The organism is Candidatus Sodalis pierantonius str. SOPE (genome assembly GCF_000517405.1).
GTDB classification, from domain to species: domain Bacteria; phylum Pseudomonadota; class Gammaproteobacteria; order Enterobacterales; family Enterobacteriaceae; genus Sodalis_C; species Sodalis_C pierantonii.
In genome coordinates this window covers 1,230,616-1,253,884 of the sequence record NZ_CP006568.1, presented here as the reverse complement: position 1 = coordinate 1,253,884, position 23,269 = coordinate 1,230,616, and the positions used below count along the sequence as shown (strand labels likewise).

The following is a 23,269-nucleotide window of genomic DNA, read 5'->3' as shown; positions in this document are numbered from 1 at the left end:
CTCCTCGGCATGGCGCGAAACTGTTCAGCCCGCCCCCACGCAGCAACCGTTATCCGTGGACCCATACGAAATGCGGTGTTAATTACGGGTATGACTAAGGAGCGGATTTCCATGAAGAAAGTGAAGAAAGCTATTCATAAGATTCCTGGGCGAACGGGTTTACTCGCACGCCATCGGGCGAAGGCGAGCTTTCTATTAAAAATAGTTGAACACTTATCGCCCGGAAGATGAATATGCGGCATTTACGCTTGCGGCAAACCTCGGTGGACACAAACAGCTTACCTCTTGCAACCCAATTAACTTTGCTGTTTCTGAATAATTCGATGGATAGTCTTTGGGATGAAGCATAACCTCAGCTCCGGCAACATCGACACCATGCATGTTTTTTGTTTCATGTTCTCAGCATTGATTATAAAACGCTTTAGAAGCACAGGGATCGGGTGGACAAGGGCAATAGTAGTGTCTGTCGTTATACCGATCAGAAAAGGTAGTTCTCGTGATGGGCATTTCCCTACCTAGCGATTTAAAATGTGAAGAGCCCGTACCGGATTCTGTGTAAATGCCTTTTCTCAGAAGTGACCGTCCAGGCGGTCACCGAACTCGATAATAAAGCGGCTCATTGCCATGCGCCAGTCCCTCAAAGGCATTGTCCATTTCTGTGAGGCCGCCTGTATCGCCAGCCACACCACCTTTTTTCACTGCGTCGTCGGTCGGGAACACCTTGCGCTTTTTGATAGCATGCCGGATCACGCTGTTTAACGACTCGATGGCGTTGGTCGTGTAGATCACCTTGCGGATGTCCATTGAGTAGGCAAAGAACGTGGCCAGATTGGCCCAGTTTGCCTGCCAGCTTCGACTTATTTGCGGGTAGCGGATGTCCCAGGCACTGGAGAACGCTTCCAGCGCCTGCAAACCGGCTTCTTCCGTAGGGGCCTGATTTCCGTAGGGGCCTGATAGATAGCTTTCAGGTCGCGGGTGACGGCCTTGTAGTCCTTCCAGGAGACGAACCGCAGGTTGTTGCGCACCATATGCACGATACACAGCTGGAGCCACGCCTCCGGATACACCGCGTTAATAGCGTCAGGGAAACCTTTCAGCCCGTCTACGCAGGCGATAAGGATATCGTTCAGGCCGCGGTTTTTCAGCTCTGTCAGCACGTTCAGCCAGAACTTTGCGCCTTCGTTTTCGGCCAGCCACATACCTAGCAACTCTTTCTGGCCTTCGATGTTGATGCCCAGCGCCAGGAACACAGATTTGTTGATGATGCGGCTGTCCTGCCGGACTTTTAGAACGATACAGTCAAGATAAACAATGGGATAGACTGCATCCAGAGGCCGGTTTTGCCATTCGACAACCTGCTCCATGACCGCATCGGTGACCTTTGAGACCAGCGCCGGCGAGACATCGGCGTCATACAGCTCTTTGAACTCGGCGGCGATCTCGCGGGTGGTCATCCCTTTGGCCGTACAACGATAAAATCTGGTTATCCATCCCGGTAATCCGGGTCTGGTTCTTCTTCACCAGTTGCGGTTCAAAGGAACCGTCACGATCGCGCGGAGTACGCAGCGCCAGCGGGCCATCGCCAGTGGTAACGGTTTTTGTGGAATAGCCGTTGCGGGCGTTGGTCCCCGGTTTAGGCTGATTTTTATCGTAGCCGAGGTGATGGGTCATTTCGGCATTGAGAGCTGCTTCGACGCTGATTTTTTTCAGCAGCCGATCGAAGTGACTGAGATCTTCAGGGGTTTTGAGATTTTTGGCCAGTTCGTTAGCCAGAGCCTGCAACTGTTTTTCGTCCATAAATTAACCTGTTTTTGATGTTGGATTGAACATATCAAAATCAGGCAAATACACAAATTTCTAAACAGGCTCTAATAATCGGAACGGCAGTGATTTGTATAATTCATCCAACGGCACGTCTCTTCGCTTGATGGGCACCTGCATAAGACATTATTTACAGAAATAAACCTCTCCGCAATTTTTTTCTTTCGACAATCGGATATAAATTTATTTGTATACCATACATGTTGTCCATATTGATTTATCCTGTGCTGCATATAGTCGTTCGGCATGTATTATCTCCAATGTTGAGCAGCCGTGAAGTGATGTACGGCGTCCATAGAGATCATGAGCATTTCAAACATTAATTTAAACCTAGAGACGATTCATTTTTCATCAAAATGAGAACTAACACGATGAAGTGAACGCAATGTATCATCAAGTTTCATTATTTTGAGTTCAATCTTGAACTCTTTTCGATATCATTCCAGAGCAATCACGTCACTGAGGATAAAAACCCGCGGATAGCGAAACCGGAAGTTCTTCATACTGAATATGATGAGTCACTATGGGATACTTAACGTGGCGTTGCAAGCGAGCCTTTCCTCATTAAGCAAAAGGCTAGGGTTATTATTACCTCACAATGACAGAGCGTCGGGTATTAAAGGCAGATAGGGAAACCGGGTCCCGTCCAGACGCAAAGCTCTGAGCACTCCTTTGCGGTATTACCGGGCTTGGCTAGACATGCTAAAGCAAAGGCCGGCGAAGTGGCGAGGGAAATGAATACCAGTGTTGTTGCTATCAATAACGCTTTACGTGATCTCATTATTGAATACATACCATAACCTCCATGGTAAATGCGTAAAATTAGATGACGAACGTCCGCTTAAAATAGCCGCCCATCAATATTTCTATCATTAATTATTTTATTAACTATAGAAACGAGCTGATTGTTGCATAATTGTTTACAAAGTGTCTCAGTGACGAAAATATCTCGCACGCAAAAACGAGGGCAACCACCAGGATAGGAGGCGCTCCCCTGTATTTCGGTTCATGGATGCCCTCATACACAGCCGTGTCGCGATGCGAATCGCATCAGTTGTAGGAGGTTTAACGGTCTGTGGCGGGATAAGCTTATTGCTACGCTCAATCCAAAAGAGTGGATCGATAGCGAAAAGGCGGGTTAGGGAGAAAAGTACAACGATATCCAGCCTTATTTCCCGCTTTTGACTTTAGCGGTAAAAGATTGTGGACGGTTGAGCGCGTCACCGAGCTGCTGCTGGCCAATGCCGTTGCTGATTTAAGCCTGACGAAGTGCGTGGACCACCCGCCAAGACCCCTGGTATCGATTGCGGTCAATTAAGCCGTCCAGCGACGGTATCGCACAGGCCACGGATACTCGACACTTGCTCGCCGTACTGATTAACGACCTTGGCGGGCCGTTAGCCGTAGCATACCGCAAGACAGGCACGCTTGACCCGCGGCCCGCCCTGGGAAAAACGTACCTCGCACACTCGAGCCTGATTGAATGTGCGAGGCAACCGTTAGGGACGGCGGCCGACCGCGGTATCTTCCGGCGACTTCATGAAGCGGAAGAAATCACTTTCCGGGCTCAGCACCATCACATCATTGTTGCTGTTAAAGCTGTTTTCATACGCGCGCAGACTGCGGATAAAGGCGTAGAACGCCGGATCCCGGCTGAACGCGTCGGCATACAGCTTGGCGGTTTCCGCATCCGCTTCACCACGGGTAATCAGCGCCTGACGCTCGGCCTCGGCCAGCGTGCGGGTCACTTCGTAATCCGCGGCGGCACGCAGCTTCTCCGCCTCTTCCTGGCCCTGGGACCGGTGGCGACGGGCGACGGCTTCACGCTCCGCGCGCATGCGCTGATAAATCGCGTCGGACACTTCCGTCGGCAGGTTGATCTGCTTGATACGCACGTCGACAACTTCAATGCCCAGCGCCGCCATACTGTTCGGGTTCACCGCCGGCTGCTGGCCGTTGGTTTCACGCTCTACCCGCGCGGCGGCGGAAGCGATGGCGTTATCGGCCGCGGTGGCCTGCGTCTCTTCATTGTCGCCGGAGGTCCCGTTATTAAGCGCTTCGCGCACATCGGTCATCAGGCGGTTGCGGGAGTCGGTGACGATCCCCTTCACATCCAGCCGGCCGAGCTCCGAGCGCAAACGGTCGGAAAACTTCCGTTTCAGCAACACTTCCGCCTGCGACACATCACCGCCGTCGGTCGCCAGATAATACCGGCTGAAGTCGCTGATACGCCATTTGATATAGGAGTCAACGATCAGGTCTTTCTTCTCCATGGTCACAAAGCGATCCGCCTGGTTTTCCATGGTCTGAATGCGCGCATCGAGATTCTTGACCGTTTCAATAAACGGTATTTTCATGTGCAAACCGGGATTGAAAATCAACGGTTTGTTGTCGCCGTCGCGCAATACTTTACCAAAGCGCAGAACGATGCCGCGCTGGCCTTCTTGCACCACAAACAGTGACGCATACAGCACCACCAGCACTATCACCACAATAAGCAATAAAGGCTTACGCATCGGTTACTCCCTCCCTTCGCGCGTGGTATCGTCACGCTGTGCATTGGCGCGTCGCTGATCCATGACCGTTCCGTTAGCGTTGCCGCCCGCGGCAGGTGCCGTCGCGACACCGCTGTTGGCGCCCCCGGCAGGCAGCCGCAACAGATTGAGCGCCTCATTGCTTGAGCGCGTCTTGCTATTGCCGGTCGGCGCCGGCGGGTTGCGCAACATCTGATCCAGCGGCAGCACCATCAAATTGTTGCTGCCTTTGTCGTTGACCAGAATTTTGCGGGTACTGCTCAGCACGCGCTCCATAGCGTCGATATACAGGCGTTCGCGGGTAATTTCCGGTGCCGCTTTATACTCCGGCAGCACCTTGGCGAAACGTTGCACTTCCCCCAGCGCCTCCAGAACAGTGCGGGCTTTATAGGCGCGGCCCTCTTCCAGGATGCGCTGCGCCTGACCGTTAGCGCGCGGCTGCACTTCATTGGAATACGCTTCGGCTTCGCGGATATACTGCTGTTCGTTTTCCCGCGCGGCGATAGCGTCGTCAAAGGCCGCTTTCACCTCTTCCGGCGGCCGGGCGGCCTGGAAGTTGACGTCCAGCAGGGTTATACCCATGTTATATGGCTGAATAGTTTCTTCTAGCACCCGCTGGGTGTCGCTGCGCACCACGGTACGGCCTTCGGTCAAGATGCGATCCATAGTGTATTTACCGATGACGCCGCGCAGAGCGCTGTCGGTAGCCTGGCGCAGGCTGTCGTCGGCGTTGGTGACGCTAAACAAATAGCGTTCGGGGTCGGTCACGCGATACTGCACGTTCATTTCAACGCGCACCACGTTCTCATCGGAGGTCAGCATGACGCCGGACGCCGCCAGCTCCCGTACCGACTCCACGTTGACCGCGGTCACGGTATCAATGAAAGTCGGCTTCCAATTCAGGCCAGGCTGAACCAGATGATCGAATTTGCCGAAACGCAGCACTACGCCGCGCTCCGCTTCTTTAATCGTGTAGAAGCCGCTGCCCGCCCAGATGACCACCACGGCCGCCACCGCCAGACTGATATAACGGCCGCTTCTGCCCGGCGCGCCGGTGCCGGTGCCGCTACCACCTTTATTGCCGAACCCGCTCAGCTTGCGGCTGAGTTTGCGGAAGATATCATCCAGATCGGGCGGCCCTTGTTCTCGTCCGCCTTTATTGTTATTTCCGCCAGAGTTGCCGCTATTATTATTGCTGCTCCCCCACGGGTCGCGGTCATGTCCGTTATTACCGGGCTGGTTCCACGCCATGTTTTAGCTCCCTTTTTACTTTAATTAGTATTCTTCAGGCTTGAGTTCCCAAAGGACGGTCAGACAAGATAGTCTACCAACGCCATTTCCTGCTTACATAAACGATGCCAGTCGATGATGGGCAGTCTTACCACCAGCCCCACGCTGCCATCTTCCTCGACCCACTCTTTTTCTATGGCCTGCAGCTGGTAAAAACGGCTGCGCAGCCGGCCAGCCTGCGGGGGCAAACGGAGCTCATGGCGCGCGATCTCGCCCGCCAGTCGCTCGGTCAGGGCCTGCATCAATAGCGCGACCCCTTCGCCGCTGTGGGTGGAAAGCCACACCCGCACCGGTCGGTTCTCTTCATCGCGATCGATGCGTGGCGCGAAATCGCCAAGCAGATCGATTTTATTCATCACCAACAGCGTCGGAATATCGTTGGCTTCTATCTCAGCTAGCACCTGGTCCACCGCATCGATATTTTCATTAATTCGCGTATCGGCGGCGTCGACGATATGCAACAGCAGGGTGGCCTGCCGCGTCTCTTGCAGCGTCGCTTTAAACGCCGCCACCAGGTCCGTGGGGCAGATGGCGGATAAAACCCACCGTATCTGCCAGAACGGTATCCCCCACGTCGCCGACGTTGATACGCCGCAGCGTCGGATCGAGGGTGGCAAACAGCTGATCGGCCGCATACACCCCGGCCTCGGTCATCAGATTAAACAGAGTGGACTTACCGGCGTTGGTATAGCCCACCAGCGAGACGGTGGGCACATCCACCCGGGCGCGGGCGCGCCGGCCCTGCTCGCGCTGTTTCTCCACCCGTTCCAAACGGGAAAGGATCTGGCTGATGCGGTTCCGCAACAGACGACGGTCGGTCTCAAGCTGGGTTTCCCCCGGCCCGCGCAGCCCGATGCCACCCTTTTGCCGCTCAAGGTGCGTCCAGCCGCGTAGGTAGCAAGATGACGCAGCTGGGCCAGCTCCACCTGCAGCTTACCCTCATGGGTGCGCGCGCGCTGAGCAAAAATGTCGAGGATCAACCCCGTGCGGTCGATAACCCGGCACTCGCACAGGCGTTCAAGATTACGCTCCTGGGCGGGGGATAAAGCATGATCGAATAGGACCACAGACGCGCTACTGGTTTTAACCGCCTCCGCGATCTCTTCCGCTTTTCCCTCGCCAACAAAATATTTTGGATGTGGCGCCTTGCGGCTGCCGGTAACGACGTGCTGCGCCGCTACCCCGGCGGAAGAGACCAGGGATTCAAACTCCTGCAAATCTTCCATATCCTTGTCTTGCGAAAAAAAGATGTGAACCAGTATGGCCTGCTCACCGGCATCATAACGGTCAAACAAGCGTACAACCTCTCATGCGGATATACCGCAGCTATAATCGGGCCTTAGCGCCAACAGCACGCTAAAGCACCGCGAAATGGTCAACAGGGATGCGCCTTATTCGGCGTCATCGCTTTCCGGCTGCGACGGTTGCGAAGCAGGGGTGCTGCCATGGTGATAATTACTGGAACCACCGCTCGGATTGTTATTGTGATGCAATACGGGGCGCGATGGTACGACGGTGGAGATGGCGTGTTTGTAAACCATCTGGCTGACCGTGTTCTTTAATAAAATGACAAATTGATCGAAAGATTCAATCTGGCCCTGTAGTTTAATGCCATTCACCAAATAAATAGAAACCGGAACACGTTCCCGACGCAACGCGTTCAAGAACGGATCTTGCAAAGATTGCCCCTTAGCCATTCTGTCTTTTCCTTATGTGCTTGTTGTTTGTAACAAAAACCATGTGGCTCTAAATAAAATAATCGTTGTAAAAAAGCACGTTCAGTACCATCAATTGTACACAATCACCCAACCTATGCACTAACAACCTGTAATACCCTGTCGAGGGCGGCGGCGGGTTTATCGCTATCCAGCCAATGAACATCGCGCCACCCCCGCAGCCAGGTCATTTGGCGCTTGGCAAGCTGTCGTGTCGCGCAAATCCCGCGAAACACCATGTCATCATAATCGGTTTCGCCGGCCAGATATGACCACATCTGGCGGTAGCCGACGCAACGAAGGGATGGCATTTCCCGGTGAAGATCACCTCGGGCAAAAAGTGTACTGACCTCGTGCTCAAAACCGGCGGCCAACATCTGATGAAAGCGCTGCGCAATACGCTGATGCAGCAATGCGCGGCCAAGCGGCGCGATGGCGAATTGATGTACCCGATACGCCAGCGCTTCACCGGATATTTTTGTCAGTTCCGTTAGAGTGTTACCTGAAACGAAAAAAACCTCCAGTGCCCGCGACAATCTCTGCGGATCATTAGGATGAATACGATTTGCCGCAATCGGATCAATCTGTTGCAATTGCCGGTGCAACGCCTGCCACCCCACCGCTTCCGCCTCGCGTTCAATACGCACGCGCACTTCTGGATCTGCCGGGGGCAAGGGGGATAATCCCTCCAGCAGCGCCTTGAAGTAAAGCATGGTCCCGCCCACCAGCAACGGTATACGACCGGCCTCGGTGATCTCTGCCATTTCCTTAAGCGCATCACGGCGGAAATTCGCCGCTGAATAATGCTCCGCCGGATCGCGGATATCTATCAGCCGATGCGGCGCCCGCGCCAGCTCGTCGGCGCTGGGCTTGGCCGTGCCGATATCCATACCGCGATATATCAGCGCAGAATCGACGCTGATGATCTCCACCGGCAGGTGCTGGCGCAATGTCATCGCGAGCGCGGTTTTACCGGAGGCGGTGGGCCCCATCAGGAAAATGGCCTGGGGCCGGCGCGGAAATGTCGGCTCAGTCATGGTTCAGGGCTTTAATAGCGGCCTCAAAATTCAGTGTTACCAGAAGCCCGTCGGGCGGGGCTTTCACCCACTGCGGACAAAGCCGCTCCACCTCGGCAATCAATTGTATTGCCCGGGAATGGCTCCAGACGACCGATTCGTGCTGCAGTCGGCGGGCAAGCCAAACCGCAACCTGGTGATGCGTCACCGACGTTTCACCGTGCAGGTAGCCTAACAGGTCTGGAATCAAGTTTTGTAAATTTTGTTGGCGTAATGGTAAAGGTACCGCATTCAGTATTGCCTGATGAAGATGCGCCTGTAGCGTGATTCCCATTTCCTGAAGCAGTGGCTGATAGCGTTTAAGCGCCGCGGCTTCTTCATCGCGCAGCGTCATACGCAGCGGAATCAGCAGCGGCTGAGCGCGCAGCTGTTCCGTGCAGGGCGTCAGTTGGCGTTCGGTCAAGCCGCGTTCGGCAACCGGCAGCGAGAGCAGCGCCAGGCCGCTCGCCGACTCTACCAGCGCATAGCAGGGCGCGACCAGAGTCACCACTCTGCCGAAACTGTGGGGATTACCGGCGACGGCCGGCCCGGCACTGACGGACGCCTCGCCCATGACGGCGCTGGACGAGGAGGCGGCGCCGGCGTGCGGCGCGTCGTTGTCGCCGTCGGGCTGTCGCGCTCCCCATAGAGAGGATGCCTCGCCGGCAGGCAGGGAAAAATGATTGCGCCCGGATGCCTGGCGATTCTCCGGCGCACTCGGCCCTGCGCCCTCGTCGCCGATCGGCAGGCGTGGCGCCGTGCTTTGCTGCAAGACGGTCACCACCGCCTGATAGATAAAATCATGCACCAGCCGCGCCTGATGAAACCGCACTTCGTGTTTGGCGGGGTGGACATTGACGTCAACCTGATGCGGATCCACATTGAGAAACAGCACAAAGGCCGGCTGCTGCGTTCCCGCCAGCTGATCCTGATAGGCCTGACGTATAGCGTGATTGATCAATTTGTCGCGCATCGTGCGCCGATTAACATAGCTGTACTGTATCTCGGGCAGCTCCCCCGCCGCCGGATCCGCTACCCAGCCGTGTATCGCCAGATCGCCGTGCTGCCAGGAAACGCCCAAGGCTCGCGCGACAAACGCCGGGCCGCAAAGCCCGCCCAGCCTGCGCAGATGCTGGCTTTGCTGGCTGACCGCGCGGTACTGGCGCACCGTTTTGCCGTTGTGCTGCAAAATGAATGTCACGTCGAATCGTGCCAGCGCGATACGGCGAATGACTTCATCGATATGGGTGAACTCGGTCTTTTCGGTGCGCATGAACTTGCGCCGGGCCGGCGTATTGTAAAACAGATCCACCACGTCTGCCGTCGTTCCGACCGGATGGGCGGCGGGTTTAAGCGTTACCGCCAGTTCGCGCCCCTCGGCGTATGCTTGCCAGGCTTCGCTCTGCGCGGCGGTGCGCGAGGTCAAGGTCAGACGTGACACGGAGCTTACGCTGGCCAATGCCTCGCCGCGAAAACCCATACTGGTGATACTTTCGAGATCGTCCAGGCTGGCGATCTTGCTGGTCGCATGACGGGCCAGCGCCAGCGCCAGCTCCTCTTTAGCGATACCGCTGCCGTTATCACGAATACGGATACGTTTGGCGCCGCCGCGCTCGATATCAATCTCAATGCGGGTCGCACCGGCGTCAAGACTGTTTTCAAGCAGTTCCTTTACCACCGACGCGGGGCGTTCCACCACTTCACCGGCGGCGATTTGGTTTGCAAGCTGTGGCGGCAGCACCTGAATCGGCATGATAATCGGGTCCTCTGGCCTTAAGCGGGCGGTATGGTCAACGTTTGTCCCAGCATCACGTTATTGGACGTCATATTATTAGCACGCTTGATGGCGCTGACGGACACGCCATAGCGTGCGGCGATTGCGGTCAATGTATCGCCACGCGCCACTTGATGCCGTCGAGGACCGCCCTTCGGTGCGGCAGCGGGCGGCGGCGCGGCCTGAGCGCTTCCCCCCGCGGGAATGCGCAGCCGTTGCCCGACCCAGACGCCCTCTTTTTTCAACTTGTTCAGCGTACGGATCGCCTCCATGCTTACCCCATATTGGCGGGCGATGGAGGAGAGCGTCTCACCCCGCTTCACGACATGGCGTCCTGCGGCGGCGGGTGTCAGCGCGCCGGCGTTGGACTGGGCCACCGCCTGGGTTCCGCTGGCTCCGGCGTCGGCCGCGGAGCTAACGCCCTGCGGCCGATTTTCGAGCTTTGGGCCGGTTTGCAGCGGATGCGCCAGGAAATAAGCGCGCAGTCCCAGGTACAGGGCGTTGGCGATCTTATCCTGGTACGCGCTGCTACCGAGTAGCCGCTCCTTCCGGGTATTACTAATGAAACCGGTTTCCACCAGCAGCGACGGAATATCCGGCGAGCGCAGTACGCCGAGACTGGCGTGTTCCGGCCGGCGTTTATGCAGCGCGCCTACCCGCTGCAGCTGGCCCAGTACCTTCACCGCGATGTCGTATCCCACCCGCTGCGAATGGCCGAACTGCAGATCCAGCACCGCCTGGCTGAGGTAGGGATCGGCCTGGCTGTTGGCCAACAGGTCGCCCGCCCCCCCCAGCAGCTCCGACTGTTTTTCATGCTGCTCAAGCCAATTCGCCATTTCGCTGTTGGCGCGCCGGTTGGACAGCACCCAAACCGACGCACCGCTGGCGCTGCGGTTGGGCGCGGCATCGGCGTGAATGGACACCAGCACGCTGGCGCCCTTTTTGCGCGCGACGTCGGAACGGCCCATGACGGAGATGAAATAATCGCCGTCGCGGGTCAGTACCGGCTTGAACATCTTGTCTCCATCGAGCAGCGTTTTCAGCTTGCGAGCGATAGCGATGGTCACATTTTTCTCATGCAGGCCATTGGGGCCGGTAGCCCCCGGATCCTGACCGCCGTGGCCGGCGTCGATGGCCACCACCACCGTGGCGGGGCTCTCGACCACCGTCACCCGGTTGGTAAAGGGGTTTTTTACCGATTTTGACGGCGGCGGCGTGCTTGGGGCCGGCACAGCGGCGCTCGTCCGCGGAGCAGAGGCAACGGCGGCCGGCTGCTGGCTCGTCACGGTCAGCACAACATTGTAGCGCCCGTCCACCTGCCGTGTCGTGGCCTGCGCGCGGGATTTGCGGGCCAGCTCGAATACCAGGCGTATACTCTGCTTATCCACCGGCGTACTGGTGCGAATACGTTTAATCACATTCTCACCGCTAAAATCGAGCGGCAGCCCTTGCACCGGGCCGCTCTGGCGGATATCCACCACGACCCGTTCGGGGTTGTGCAGCGAAAAAAAAGCGTAAACCGGCTGTTGATTAAACCCGAGGGTGACCGTCGATTGATTGGCGCTGTTGGCAACGTTAATATCGCTGAGCGTCGCCGCCATTGTCCGCCCTACGATTAAACACACCGCCAACGCCAGCATTATCCTGAACTGCAGCATCATGAAGACGTTCCCTGCCGCGGCGCCAGGTGCGCCAGAATGCGCTCGCCGGTGGCGCTGAGGGCCTGCGCCTGCGCCTGCCGGCCGTCCTCTTGATAGGCGAGCGTCAAGGCGATATCCGCCGCCGGCAGGATGCCCTCCCCACGCTGCGGCCATTCCACCAAACACAGGGCGGTATCATCGAAATAATCCCGCACTCCCATAAATTCAAGCTCCTCCGGATCCGCCAGGCGATAAAGGTCAAAATGATAAACCGTCCAGCGCGGCAGCGCGTAGGGCTCGACCAGGGTGTAGGTGGGGCTTTTTACATTGCCCGGGTGCCCCAGCGCACGAAAAAACCCGCGGCAGAATGTCGTTTTGCCGGCGCCAAGGTCGCCATAAAGATAAATCACGCAGGCTTGTCGGCAGGCGGCAGCCAATGCTGCGCCGAAGGCGACGGTTGCCGTTTCATCCGGCAGGAATATTACACGTTTTTCCATGTCTGGTTTCTATGCGGTAAGCTCTGGATTGACATATAGGTACAATGCCGGCAGTAAATCTGTGGCCAACATGCCGCGCGTTCCTTTTTCCGCCGCCAGACGGTCGGCGGTAGCGCCATGGACTACGCAGCCGGCACAGGCTGCATCATACAGCGACAGCTTTTGCGCGAGCAAACTGCCGATGATACCGGACAATACATCCCCCATTCCCCCCGAGGCCATGCCCGCGTTACCGACATCGGCGATGGCGACGGCGCCATCTTCAGCGGCCAGCAAGGTCCCCGCGCCTTTCAGCACCACCACGCCGCCGTAGCGCCGCACCAGTTTGCGCGCTGCAAGTAAACGGTCACTTTCAATGGCGCCGACATTGCCATTCAGCAAGCGGGCGGCCTCGCCCGGGTGAGGCGTAATTATTCGATTGTGACGTTTCTCAGGATTGAATGCCAGCAAGTTAAGCGCATCCGCGTCCCACAGCATTGGTCTGTCACAATTTTCCACCTCGCGCAGCGCATTTTTCCCCCAACTGTCCTGTCCGAGGCCCGGACCGATTACCACCACATCCGCCCATTCCAGACCCTGCTGAAGGGTGTCGCGGGTCAGCGGCGCTACCATAAGCTCCGGCCGGGCGGTCAACAGCGGGGGGATATTCTCCTCGCGGGTCAGCACGCGGACCAGCCCGGCGCCGCAGCGCAGCGCGGCCTCCCCCGTCATACGAATCGCGCCGGCGAATCCATGATCCCCGCCCACAATCAACAGACGGCCGTTGTCGCCTTTATGCGCGCAGGGATCGCGCTCAGGGAGCCAGCGCGGCAACAGTTCCGCGCTGAGCCGCGCCATTAGCGGCGTTTCCCGCTCGAGCCATTTTCCCAGCCCCAAGTCGTCATAATGCACGTGTCCGGTCACGCTGCGCGCCTTGCCGGTCAACAATCCCGGTTTAAGGGCGATGAACGTCACGGTATGTGCGGCAGACATCACCTCCCCGGGCGTCGCGCCGGTCTCGGCCAACAGACCGGATGGGATATCCAGCGCGATCACCGGCGCGGAATGCCGGTTTGCCGCGGCGATAAGCGAGCAATAGGGATCGCGCGGCGCCGCCTTGAGGCCCGTTCCCAGCAGCGCATCGATAATCACCTCCACGCCCTGCGGCCAAGGCTCCTCGGCGGCGTGTATTTCTCCGCCGGCCGCCAGCCACGCCGCTTTGGCCTGTTCCGCTTCGGCAGGCAAAGGGGAGCTGCCGCCGCACGCCAGCACCGTGACCTGTTTACCGGCGGCGGCGGCAAGCTGCGCCACCACGTAACCGTCCCCGCCGTTGTTACCGTGACCCGCCAGCACCAGCCAGCGATGGGCGCCGGGATACAGCCAAAGAATACGTTGGAACGCCGCCGTACCGGCGCGCTGCATCAGCTGATAGAGCGACACGCTGGCCAGCCCGGCGCCCTGGCTTTCCCATTCCCGGAGCCACTGCGCACCGTAGACGGAGTGTGATAAACTTTGTAGAGAAAATGTGTTGGCACGGTCAGTCATGTCTTATCCTTTTGATCTTACAGAATTAGCCCGGCAAATTAAACGCTGGGGGCAGAAGTTGGGCTTTCAGTAGGTCGGGATTTGCGACACCGACCTTGCCGCCCATGAGCCAACGCTGCAAGCCTGGCTTGACCGCAAATACCACGGCGAGATGGCCTGGATGGCGCGCCACGGCATGCTGCGCGCCCGGCCCCACGAATTGCTGCCGGGCACGCTACGGGTGATCAGCGTGCGCATGAACTACCTGCCGGCCAAGGCCGCTTTTGCGTCGACATTGAAAAATCCTTCATTAGGATATGTTAGTCGTTATGCACTGGGCCGTGATTACCACAAAGTTTTACGTAACCGTTTAAAACAACTGGACGAGCGGATCCGCGACGCCTGCGGCGAGGTGAATTTCCGCCCCTTTGTCGATTCAGCGCCGATCATGGAGCGGCCGCTGCGTCGCCTGTATCACCACCTGCCCCACCGGCGCCATCGTCGAGCCTTATACCCTTGATGCCCGCCGCTGTATCTCCTATTTGACGATTGAGTTGGAGGGGGAAATTCCCGAGGCGCTGCGCCCGCTGATAGGCAATCGCATTTATGGCTGCGACGACTGTCAATTGATCTGCCCGTGGAACCGTTTCTCGCACCTGACCGATGAGCCGGACTTTAGTCCGCGCGCGGTATTACATGCCCCTAAACTGGTAGAACTGTTTGGCTGGAATGAGGCCACATTTCTGCGCGTTACCGAAGGGTCGGCCATTCGGCGCATTGGCCACGTGCGCTGGTCACGCAATATCGCGGTCACGCTGGGTAATGCACCCTATCAGGACGAGATCGTGCTGGCGCTGCGGCGCCGACTGGGAGAACTGCCGCTGCTGGATGTGCATATTCATTGGGCGCTGGAAAGGCAGATGGCGCGTCGAGAGGCCGCCGCCGTGGCGGTACAAAGCGCGCAGCAAACGCGGTTGGTCAGGGCCATCGAAAAAGGATTAACCTGCGACGCTTAGGCAAATTCTCGCAGGGAAAAAACCTCTTGCAATAGCGCATGGCCGCTGTGTATAAAAATAAAAATCCTTTGTCAATCAATCGTCACAAAAAACGCAAGCGATCGATCTTACGTTTCATAATAAAAATTTATCTTTCTTTTTCAAATGGTTATGGTAGAGCGAAATTTTCAAAAGCCGAACGCGCGCGGTCGATAGCCCGAAGAAGCCTGTGGATAACTCTGTTTAAAAGATTACGACGGAGAATATAAGGCAGACGCTGCGCTACCTTTAGCGGTGGATAAATTATTCACGCAATTAATTCGTCTGCTGCTGAAAAAAGGTGGCGAACGATCGTCTCGCGGGCGCTTGCACGGCTACGCCTCGATAGCCTTCGTGACGACGGATCGCATAATGTACCAGACACCTCAACTTGGCAAGCTTTTTGTCGGCCGCGTGCGTGGATCCGCTTACCGTCAAGAGGGGTAAAAGCGGCGGATGGCTCTCATGAAAGAGCGTGTCAGCCATGGCAGTACGCGTGCTCAAGACCGCCGCCTAACGCTTCCCAACAGAGCAGTTGATCAGGCAAGTAACGATTACTTAGCATCATTGCGCCGTGACAAGAGGATAAGCGGGCCGCTATCGCGGTTTACCCGGCAGGGTAAGAGGGGCGATGACGGCGTCGGCCATGCATAGCATGTAACCGCCCGCACTTATTCTGTAGAAAGTCTTAACATTAGGGTTTGGCGGCACCGATAAGGCGCTTTGTTGAATAAATCCGAAATTTGTGACGACTTCCTCCCTATCAGGGCGATTGTTACATGATACGGACGCTGTTTGGCATTCCTAACAGCGTGATCCGGTTAAGCGCTTTGACCATTGCCATAGCCTCACCTACCTGCGCGTCATAGTCATGCAGACTCAGATGACCACCCAGAAGTGTTTTAAACCGGAACATGGCCGTTTCAGCCAGTGAACGCCGGTGATAACCTACTTTCTTTTTCCAGGTATCGTTATTGCCGCTCAGATGCTGATTTGCCACCGCATGGTTACGCTCATGGTATCGAGCTGGCCAATATTGCGCACCACTTCGCGGTGGGATAAGCGGCTTTATTTTTTTCCTCAGCAGAGCATCATGACAGTAACGCGTATCGTAAGCACTGTCAGCCGACGCTTCCCTGATTTTCCGGTGGGTTTGGTTAATCAGCCCGGGCACAGCGCCTGCGCATCTGTCGTACCGCTTAGCGATAAATCGGCACAGATAATTTCATGTGTCGCGCTATCTACTGCCAGATGAAGCTTGCGCCATACTCTGCGCCTCTCAGCCCCATGCTGCCTGACTTTCCATTCGCCTTCGCCGAAGATTTTCAGGCCGGTGCCATCGATGACCAGGTGTGAGATTTCGCCGCGGGTTGGAGTTTTTATGCTGATGTCGACGGTTTTTGCTCGCCGGCTGACCAGAGAGTAATCTGGGCAGCGCAGCGACAGCCCCATCAGTTTAAAAATCGCGTCAACGAAACCCTGTAACGCCCGGAGCGAAAGGTTAAACACGCGCTTTATCATCAGAACCGTGGTAATGGCCATATCGGTGTAGTGAAGCGGCCGGCCACGATGTTCAGGTGGTGTACTCTCAGTCCATGCAGCAATGGCTGACTCATCAAGCCATACTGTCATGTCCCCCCGCTGCCTGAGCGCATTGTTGTATGCGGGCCAGTTGGTGATTTTAAACTTTTGCTTTGCCATGGGGACCTGATGTGGAAACGAATGTAGTGATCAGAGCCGCCAGTCATCTAAAAGTTCGATTTATTCAACAACGCCCCGATAAGGCACAAAATGAAGGTCACGCTGGCCGGGACGCCATGCCTATTTCTTGGCTTCAATACACCGCATTGGTACTAGACCTCCAGCGGTTTTGCGTAAGCCGTCAAAGGGACCGAACGCGCATCATCTTGTCCAACGTGCAAAAACAAAAAAGGGCCTGAAAGGCCCTTTTTCGCAACCGGTTACCGATCCGTGCGGATCGGTAACCGTTAATTGGAGCGGGAAACGAGGCTCTAACTCGCGACCCCAACCTTGGCAAGGTTGTGCTCTACCACTAAGCTATTCCCGCATTAATCGCTTTCACGCTGCCCGGCATAACGCAGACAGCTTATTATGATACAAGCAGTGCATCATTGTTGACAAAGACGGCAAGGGCATTTGGTTCTGGTTGGATTAACAGCGTCATAAAACCACCTAACCCATTGATTTTAATGCCTTTTAGCCATCTCAATCTTCGAGATGGACGCAATTATGGACTGCTTTAGGGTCAACGGCAAGCCTTTTTTCACGCTCGGCGTTCGACTGCTTAATCTGTCATCACCCCCTCTGTTGCGCACTTTACCGGAGCGGCCGTCGGGCGCGGTCGTGATGGATAGATCATACTTAAAGGACTCATTAACCCATTATCGCCATTAACTTTGTATGGCGACACGCATCAAGGGAGAACATATGGATTTTCTGGGATGGACCGCCGCCGTCGGAGGGCTACTGTTACTGATGTCGCTGGCCTCCGGCTGGATTAACCGCGGTCCGCTAACGGTATTCGGCCTGTATCTGATCGCCGGGATTATCTGCGGACCGTGGATGCTGGATTTACTCCATCTCAACCTCGCCCAACATGCCGTTCTCGTCGCGCGGACGACAGAAATCGCCATGGCGACCTCGCTGTTCATCACCGGTCTGAAACTACGTTTGCCGTTCAGCAACCCCGGCTGGCGTATGGGCATCCGCCTGGCGTTTCCAGCAATGATACACACCGTCGCCGGCATCACCGTGATGTTCCATTACATCACCGGCTTTGCATGGCCGCTGGCGTTCGGCGCGATCGTCGCCCCGACCGATCCGGTGCTGGCCAGTTTAATCTCGGTGAATGACGCCAACGACGACGACAGCATGCGGGTTTCGCTCTCCAGCGAAGCGGGTATGAATGACGGTACGGCGTTGCCGGTACTGATGCTGGCGATGGCTCTGCTGGCTTCCAAAACCGACTTTTCCGCTGGCATCCTGGCCCACTGGGCGCTAAAAGATATTCTTTGGGCGCTATTGGGCGGGCTGGGGATCGGCTTTGGTATGGGCAGAGGCGTGGGAAAATTGGCGGCGCGCGTACGCAATGCCCATCAGGATGTCGCGCCCAATGACTTCTTTGCCCTGGCGCTGATAGCGCTAAGCTATGCCGCCGCGCAAGGCCTTGATACCTCAGGTTTTTTGGCTGCCTTTGCCGCCGGCGTCGGATTACGCCGCGCCGAAGTGCGGGTGGTAAATCGCCATCCGCCGGAAGAGTTGGCGGAAGAAGAGCATTATTCCCCTGCGGAGATCCTGGTGAACCCGAACCGGCGCCATACCTTGGGCAATGGTGGTCTGGCTACCGCCGTCGGTCTGGTAGTGGGGGATGGGCTTTCGTTCGGCGATACGGTGGAACGGCTGTTCGCCGCGGCGATTGTGGTGGCGCTCGGCATTTCCCTGGCCTACCACTGGGATCCGATGGGGCTGGGGCTGGCGGCGATACTTTTTGTGATCATACGTCCATTATCGGTGTGGCTGGCTACCCTCGGCACCGACACGCCGCCGTTGCGGCGGTTATTGATTGGCTGGCTTGGTATTCGCGGCATCGGCAGCGTCAACTATATCGTCTACGCTTTCAGCCACGGCCTGGCGGACAAGGACGCGGAGCGCATGGTCAACATGGCGCTGACGCTTATCGTCGCCAGCGTCATTGTCCATGGCATTACCGTGACGCCGCTGCTGAACTGGCGCCAAGCCAGACAAACCGCGCGGCAGGCAGATAATACGGACCCGTAAGCGTCGGTAGGAAGCGCCATGGCAGAGCCTAACGCCCATCGGCTAGCGATTCGATTGCCCCGTCGGTAACGTACGCCTCTCTCGCCGATGGCCGGCGCGGTTATGCCCGGCTAGCTCTGCGGGCCGCCGCGACCAGCCCGTCCAGCCACGTCTGATGGCCGTTCAACATGGGATTAGGCCGGGTTCTCGCCAATTCCAGCGCCGGTTTGCCGTTCTGCGTTTCCTGGGTCAGAATACGCACCCGACCGCCGGACAAATCCTCAATCAACCAGGCGTGATGCACGTCCAGACGCGTATCCCCCTCCCCCGCCCAACCGTACCAGGCCAGCCGTCCCGGTTGTCCTGCGCCAGGTGCCTGCTGCTCTACGACCTGTGCTTCCACCGGGAAACCGAAGGTCTCAAAATAAAAGTGGACACCCGTCGTCAGCGCGGGGCCCGCCCGATCGTAAAAGCGAACGTTGGCGGCGTTAGTATAGTAGTCCGGCCAACGCGCGGCGTCGTTAAGCCACGGCCAAACCTCGGCCGCGCCAAGGCCGGCCTCAATCACTTCGTTAGACACGAAATTGTCGGTAAAGCCCGGCTGATACTGCTCGGGCCAGATAATCGCATGCATAATTGACCTTTCTGTGTAGTGTGATGGGCCATGCCACACGGATAGCGCCGCCGCGTCATGGACGCTACGCAGGGTGCTTGGTACGCTGATATAAATCCAATCGCAATATTTTATTGACGCTATCATGCCCGCTAATATCAGACATTTGGATCTTAACCTTCTTAGAACCCTCGACGTCTTGTTGGACGAGCGCAACGTCACCCGCGCCGCAAAGCGTCTCGTCCTGACGCAGCCTGCCGTCAGCGGTATGCTGACGCGATTGCGTGAGAGTTTTGACGATCCGCTGTTCGTACGTACGCAGCGGGGCATCGTCCCCACGCGGCGGGCGCAGGCGCTGGCGGCGCCGGTTAAGCAACTGCTTGGCGATGTGGAAACCCTGCTTAAGCCACCGGCATTTGACCCCGCCACAACCTGTGCGACCCTCACTCTTGCCACGACCGATTATGCCCTGCGCACGGTGGTGGTACCACTTATGGGGATGCTCAAACATCAGGCCCCCGGCATTAGGGTAGCGGTGGTGGCGGGCGATAACGATCGATTACAGACGCAATTTGAGCAGGGCGACGTCGATTTGGCGCTGATGACGCCGGAGACGACGCCGCCGGGTCTGCACGCCCAGCCGATGTATCAGGAAACCTATGTTTGCGTCATGCGCTCCGATCATCCTGATGCTGCCAACGGCCGCCTCACACTTGATCGCTTTTGCGCGCTTGAGCATGCGCTAGTATCGTATTATGGCGGCAATTTTGCCGGTGCGACCGACAGGGCGCTGGCCGATCTGGGGCGGACGCGGCGCGTGGCGCTATCGGTAAATAGCTTTCTGGTGTTGCCCGACATGCTCCGCATCAGCGATCTTATCGCCATCGTCCCGCGGCGGCTGGCGCAACATGCCGAAGGCTTGGCGATCCTGGCGCCGCCGCTGACGATCCCCGGCTTTAGCAAAAGCGCGGCTTGGCACGAACGCACCCACCGTGACCCTGCCCACCGCTGGGTGCGGGAAACGCTTTTCACCCTGTGCCAAACGCGCGACTAATGCCGGCGAACGGCCGCCCTTCCCCCTTCCGCCCTTGGCGCCGAATCGTCAGGGCCGCTTATCGCGGTGGCGATAACGCTCGCTAATGGTGCCAAACGCATCTTCCATAGTAAGACTAGCCATGAGCGCTTGAGAAAGCGCGCATGCATCTCATTCCACCAGAGCATGATGGAAAGTTTTCAAAATCGGGGTAAATAAAAACGGAAACGTAATGAGTATTATCTCCACTTACTTATAAGAAACTTAATATTTCCTTTTGCAGTCTATGGATTAGGAAGATTAAGAGCTACACTTGTCCCATCTCGACACCACGACCATGATACCTTCAGGAGTTATTTTGAATAAGAAAGTCGCCCTCATAACCGGTATTACTGGCCAAGATGGTTCATATCTTGCCGAATTCCTTCTGAATAAAGGCTATGAGGTCCATGGCATAAAACGACGGTGTACTCAGTTTAATACGCAGCGTATAGAACATATTTTTCAGATGTCACATGATAATAACGCCACACTTAAATTGCACCATGGCGATCTCTCTGATACGTCAAATTTAACCCGAATATTGGCGGAAGTCCAACCGGACGAAGTTTATAATTTTGGCGCGCTTTGTTGAATAAATCCGAAATTTGTGACGACTTGAGCCTGTTTAGAAATTTGTGTATTTGCCTGATTTTGATATGTTCAATCCAACATCAAAAACAGGTTAATTTATGGACGAAAAACAGTTGCAGGCTCTGGCTAACGAACTGGCCAAAAATCTCAAAACCCCTGAAGATCTCAGTCACTTCGATCGGCTGCTGAAAAAAATCAACGTCGAAGCAGCTCTCAATGCCGAAATGACCCATCACCTCGGCTACGATAAAAATCAGCCTAAACCGGGGACCAACGCCCGCAACGGCTATTCCACAAAAACCGTTACCACTGGCGCTGCGTACTCCGCGCGATCGTGACGGTTACTTTGAACCGCAACTGGTGAAGAAGAACCAGACCCGGATTACCGGGATGGATAACCAGATTTTATCGTTGTACGCCAAAGGGATGACCACCCGCGAGATCGCCGCCGCGTTCAAAGAGCTGTATGACGCCGATGTCTCGCCGGCGCTGGTCTCAAAGGTCAGCGATGCGGTCATGGAGCAGGTTGTCGAATGGCAAAACCGGCCTCTGGATGCAGTCTATCCCATTGTTTATCTTGACTGTATCGTTCTAAAAGTCCGGCAGGACAGCCGCATCATCAACAAATCTGTGTTCCTGGCGCTGGGCATCAACATCGAAGGCCAGAAAGAGTTGCTAGGTATGTGGCTGGCCGAAAATGAAGGCGCAAAGTTCTGGCTGAACGTGCTGACAGAGCTGAAAAACCGCGGCCTGAACGATATCCTTATCGCCTGCGTAGACGGGCTGAAAGGTTTCCCTGACGCTATTAACGCGGTGTATCCGGAGGCGCGGCTCCAGCTGTGTATCGTGCATATGGTGCGCAACAGCCTGCGGTTCGTCTCCTGGAAGGACTACAAGGCCGTCACCCGCGACCTGAAAGCTATCTATCAGGCCCCTACGGAAGAAGCCGGCTTGCAGGCGCTGGAAGCGTTCTCCAGTGCCTGGGACATCCGCTACCCGCAAATAAGTCGAAGCTGGCAGGCAAACTGGGCCAATCTGGCCACGTTCTTTGCCTACCCAACGGACATCCGCAAGGTGATCTACACGACCACCGCCATCGAGTCGTTAAACAGCGTGATCCGGCATGCCATCAAAAAGCGCAAGGTGTTCCCGACCGACGACGCAGTGAAAAAGGTGGTGTGGCTGGCGATACAGGCGGCCTCACAGAAATGGACAATGCCTTTGAGGGACTGGCGCATGGCAATGAGCCGCTTTATTATCGAGTTCGGTGACCGCCTGGACGGTCACTTCTGAGAAAAGGCATTTACACAGAATCGTGTACAGGGTCAGAAAGAGGTTATCACCGGCGTTCACTGGCTGAAACGGCCATGTTCCGGTTTAAAACACTTCTGGGTGGTCATCTGAGTCTGCATGACTATGACGCGCAGGTAGGTGAGGCAATGGCAATGGTTAAAGCACTTAACCGGATCACACTGTTAGGAATGCCAAACAGCGTCCGCATCATGTAACAATCGCCCTGATAGGGAGGAAGTCGTCACAAATTTCGGATTTATTCAACAAAGCGGCTCTAATCTTATCGCTAATCCCCCCCCCCGGGGGCTATCCGCCCTACCTACAGAAACTTTTCATCTATAACGCAGATATAGAAATACTATCTATTGACTTTGTTCCATCGCTGCCGATGTCGTTAAAAGTGCTGGATCTTTCCTCAAATCCTCTGACTTCTCTGCCAGAAAATATTTCAGCATTACCGGCCGGTTTGGAAAGGCTGCTGCTGATCAATAATAAATTCACCGACGTGCCAGAGGTGTTATTCACCCTGCCGATCAGCTGCGAGATTTACATACCTCGCAATCCCATCCCGGCAGAGCGCCTTAAACAAATTGAAGCGCGTATTACCGCGCCGGACTATCAGGGACCGCGTATTTTCTTGCATAACGTGCCCGATGATGATCCCTTTGAGATGTTGCTGAAGCAGCTGAATATAAAGCGCTAGAGGGGACACCGCGCTGCTGTCGTTGTTGCAACCACGTGCGCATTGCGGCGGCCAGTGAAAGGGTGGTTCGATAATCTTGTTGCTGGCTAATTGCGTCAGTCAGCAACGGACACAGCGCTTCTACCAACGCTTTAGCAGCCGGTATAATACGATCAGATTGCTGGCTCAGAAATGCATCCGGCAAAGTATTAACCGCCCGCGCCAGCCGTCGGAGGCGTTTTTACTGCGGTGTTTGTAGGTGTGAGAATAGTAGGTTGAACTGGGTTCGCAGGCCGGTCAAGTCACTCTGCCGGAGTGTCAGATCATCGGGCCGGCTGGCGGTTTCCTGCTCATAGAATGCCTGAATGGCGCTTT

The 23,269-nt window shown here is 56.3% G+C and carries 12 protein-coding genes, 1 tRNA gene and 7 pseudogenes; 7 read left to right on the top strand and 13 right to left on the bottom strand.

What is annotated here, in order from left to right:
* Positions 1-569 precede the first annotated feature (569 nt).
* From SOPEG_RS26060 to nnr, 10 genes and pseudogenes are all read right to left on the bottom strand, one after another.
* Positions 570-1,797 (bottom strand): annotated as a pseudogene (locus SOPEG_RS26060) (IS256 family transposase).
* A 1,523-nt stretch (positions 1,798-3,320) separates the two neighbouring features.
* On the bottom strand, positions 3,321-4,337 hold the full coding sequence (hflC, locus tag SOPEG_RS06460) for a protease modulator HflC (protein WP_025244726.1): 1,017 nt from the start codon (positions 4,335-4,337) through the stop codon (positions 3,321-3,323).
* Between the two features lie 3 nt (positions 4,338-4,340).
* Complete coding sequence (gene hflK / locus SOPEG_RS06455; protein ID WP_025244725.1) at positions 4,341-5,606, bottom strand: FtsH protease activity modulator HflK; 1,266 nt, start codon at positions 5,604-5,606, stop codon at positions 4,341-4,343.
* A 59-nt stretch (positions 5,607-5,665) separates the two neighbouring features.
* A pseudogene (hflX, locus tag SOPEG_RS06450) lies at positions 5,666-6,940 on the bottom strand (ribosome rescue GTPase HflX).
* Positions 6,941-7,036: 96 nt separating this feature from the next.
* Positions 7,037-7,342: an RNA chaperone Hfq gene (gene hfq / locus SOPEG_RS06445; RefSeq protein ID WP_025244724.1), complete on the bottom strand. Its 306-nt coding sequence runs from the start codon at positions 7,340-7,342 to the stop codon at positions 7,037-7,039.
* Between the two features lie 113 nt (positions 7,343-7,455).
* Positions 7,456-8,397, bottom strand: a complete 942-nt coding sequence (gene miaA, locus SOPEG_RS06440; RefSeq protein WP_025244723.1) for a tRNA (adenosine(37)-N6)-dimethylallyltransferase MiaA — start codon at positions 8,395-8,397, stop codon at positions 7,456-7,458.
* Positions 8,390-10,168 (bottom strand): DNA mismatch repair endonuclease MutL, encoded by a 1,779-nt coding sequence (gene mutL / locus SOPEG_RS06435; protein WP_025244722.1) that lies wholly within the window; start codon positions 10,166-10,168, stop codon positions 8,390-8,392. The genes miaA and mutL overlap by 8 nt, the downstream gene beginning before the upstream one ends.
* 20 nt (positions 10,169-10,188) lie before the next feature.
* Positions 10,189-11,850 carry an N-acetylmuramoyl-L-alanine amidase AmiB gene (gene amiB, locus SOPEG_RS06430; protein ID WP_025244721.1) on the bottom strand — a complete coding sequence of 554 codons (1,662 nt, stop codon included), beginning with the start codon at positions 11,848-11,850 and terminating at the stop codon, positions 10,189-10,191.
* The gene (tsaE, locus tag SOPEG_RS06425) at positions 11,847-12,326 is read right to left on the bottom strand and encodes a tRNA (adenosine(37)-N6)-threonylcarbamoyltransferase complex ATPase subunit type 1 TsaE (protein WP_025244720.1); all 480 of its coding nucleotides are present in this window, start codon (positions 12,324-12,326) and stop codon (positions 11,847-11,849) included. The genes amiB and tsaE overlap by 4 nt, the downstream gene beginning before the upstream one ends.
* Positions 12,327-12,335: 9 nt before the next feature.
* Positions 12,336-13,850, bottom strand: coding sequence for a bifunctional ADP-dependent NAD(P)H-hydrate dehydratase/NAD(P)H-hydrate epimerase (gene nnr, locus SOPEG_RS06420; RefSeq protein WP_025244719.1), 1,515 nt, complete (start codon positions 13,848-13,850; stop codon positions 12,336-12,338).
* Between nnr and queG the strand changes: the two are divergent.
* Positions 13,849-14,845: pseudogene (gene queG, locus SOPEG_RS06415) on the top strand (tRNA epoxyqueuosine(34) reductase QueG). The gene nnr and the pseudogene queG overlap by 2 nt on opposite strands.
* A 793-nt stretch (positions 14,846-15,638) precedes the next feature.
* On the opposite strand, the pseudogene SOPEG_RS06410 reads toward queG, so the two are convergent.
* Positions 15,639-16,564 (bottom strand): annotated as a pseudogene (locus SOPEG_RS06410) (IS5-like element ISSoEn1 family transposase).
* A 292-nt stretch (positions 16,565-16,856) separates the two neighbouring features.
* Positions 16,857-16,931: transfer RNA gene (locus SOPEG_RS06405), tRNA-Gly, on the bottom strand.
* A 380-nt stretch (positions 16,932-17,311) separates the two neighbouring features.
* Between SOPEG_RS06405 and SOPEG_RS06400 the strand changes: the two genes are divergently transcribed.
* Entirely contained in the window at positions 17,312-18,661 is a 1,350-nt protein-coding gene (locus SOPEG_RS06400) for a cation:proton antiporter (RefSeq protein WP_025244718.1), read from the top strand.
* A 100-nt stretch (positions 18,662-18,761) separates the two neighbouring features.
* Here the strand turns inward: SOPEG_RS06400 and SOPEG_RS06395 are convergent, their stop codons facing one another.
* Positions 18,762-19,274: an SRPBCC family protein gene (locus SOPEG_RS06395; RefSeq protein WP_025244717.1), complete on the bottom strand. Its 513-nt coding sequence runs from the start codon at positions 19,272-19,274 to the stop codon at positions 18,762-18,764.
* Between the two features lie 124 nt (positions 19,275-19,398).
* Between SOPEG_RS06395 and SOPEG_RS06390 the strand changes: the two genes are divergently transcribed.
* From SOPEG_RS06390 to SOPEG_RS31145, 5 genes and pseudogenes are all read left to right on the top strand, one after another.
* Positions 19,399-20,307: a LysR family transcriptional regulator gene (locus SOPEG_RS06390; protein ID WP_025244716.1), complete on the top strand. Its 909-nt coding sequence runs from the start codon at positions 19,399-19,401 to the stop codon at positions 20,305-20,307.
* Positions 20,308-20,623: 316 nt separating this feature from the next.
* A pseudogene (locus SOPEG_RS06385) lies at positions 20,624-20,914 on the top strand (GDP-mannose 4,6-dehydratase); the annotation flags it as partial.
* A 103-nt stretch (positions 20,915-21,017) separates the two neighbouring features.
* Positions 21,018-22,212, top strand: a pseudogene (locus SOPEG_RS24235) (IS256 family transposase).
* A gap of 41 nt (positions 22,213-22,253) precedes the next feature.
* Positions 22,254-22,427: pseudogene (locus SOPEG_RS27210) on the top strand (IS5/IS1182 family transposase); the annotation flags it as partial.
* A gap of 173 nt (positions 22,428-22,600) precedes the next feature.
* Positions 22,601-22,915, top strand: coding sequence for a hypothetical protein (locus SOPEG_RS31145; protein WP_038468360.1), 315 nt, complete (start codon positions 22,601-22,603; stop codon positions 22,913-22,915).
* Positions 22,916-23,269 lie beyond the last annotated feature (354 nt).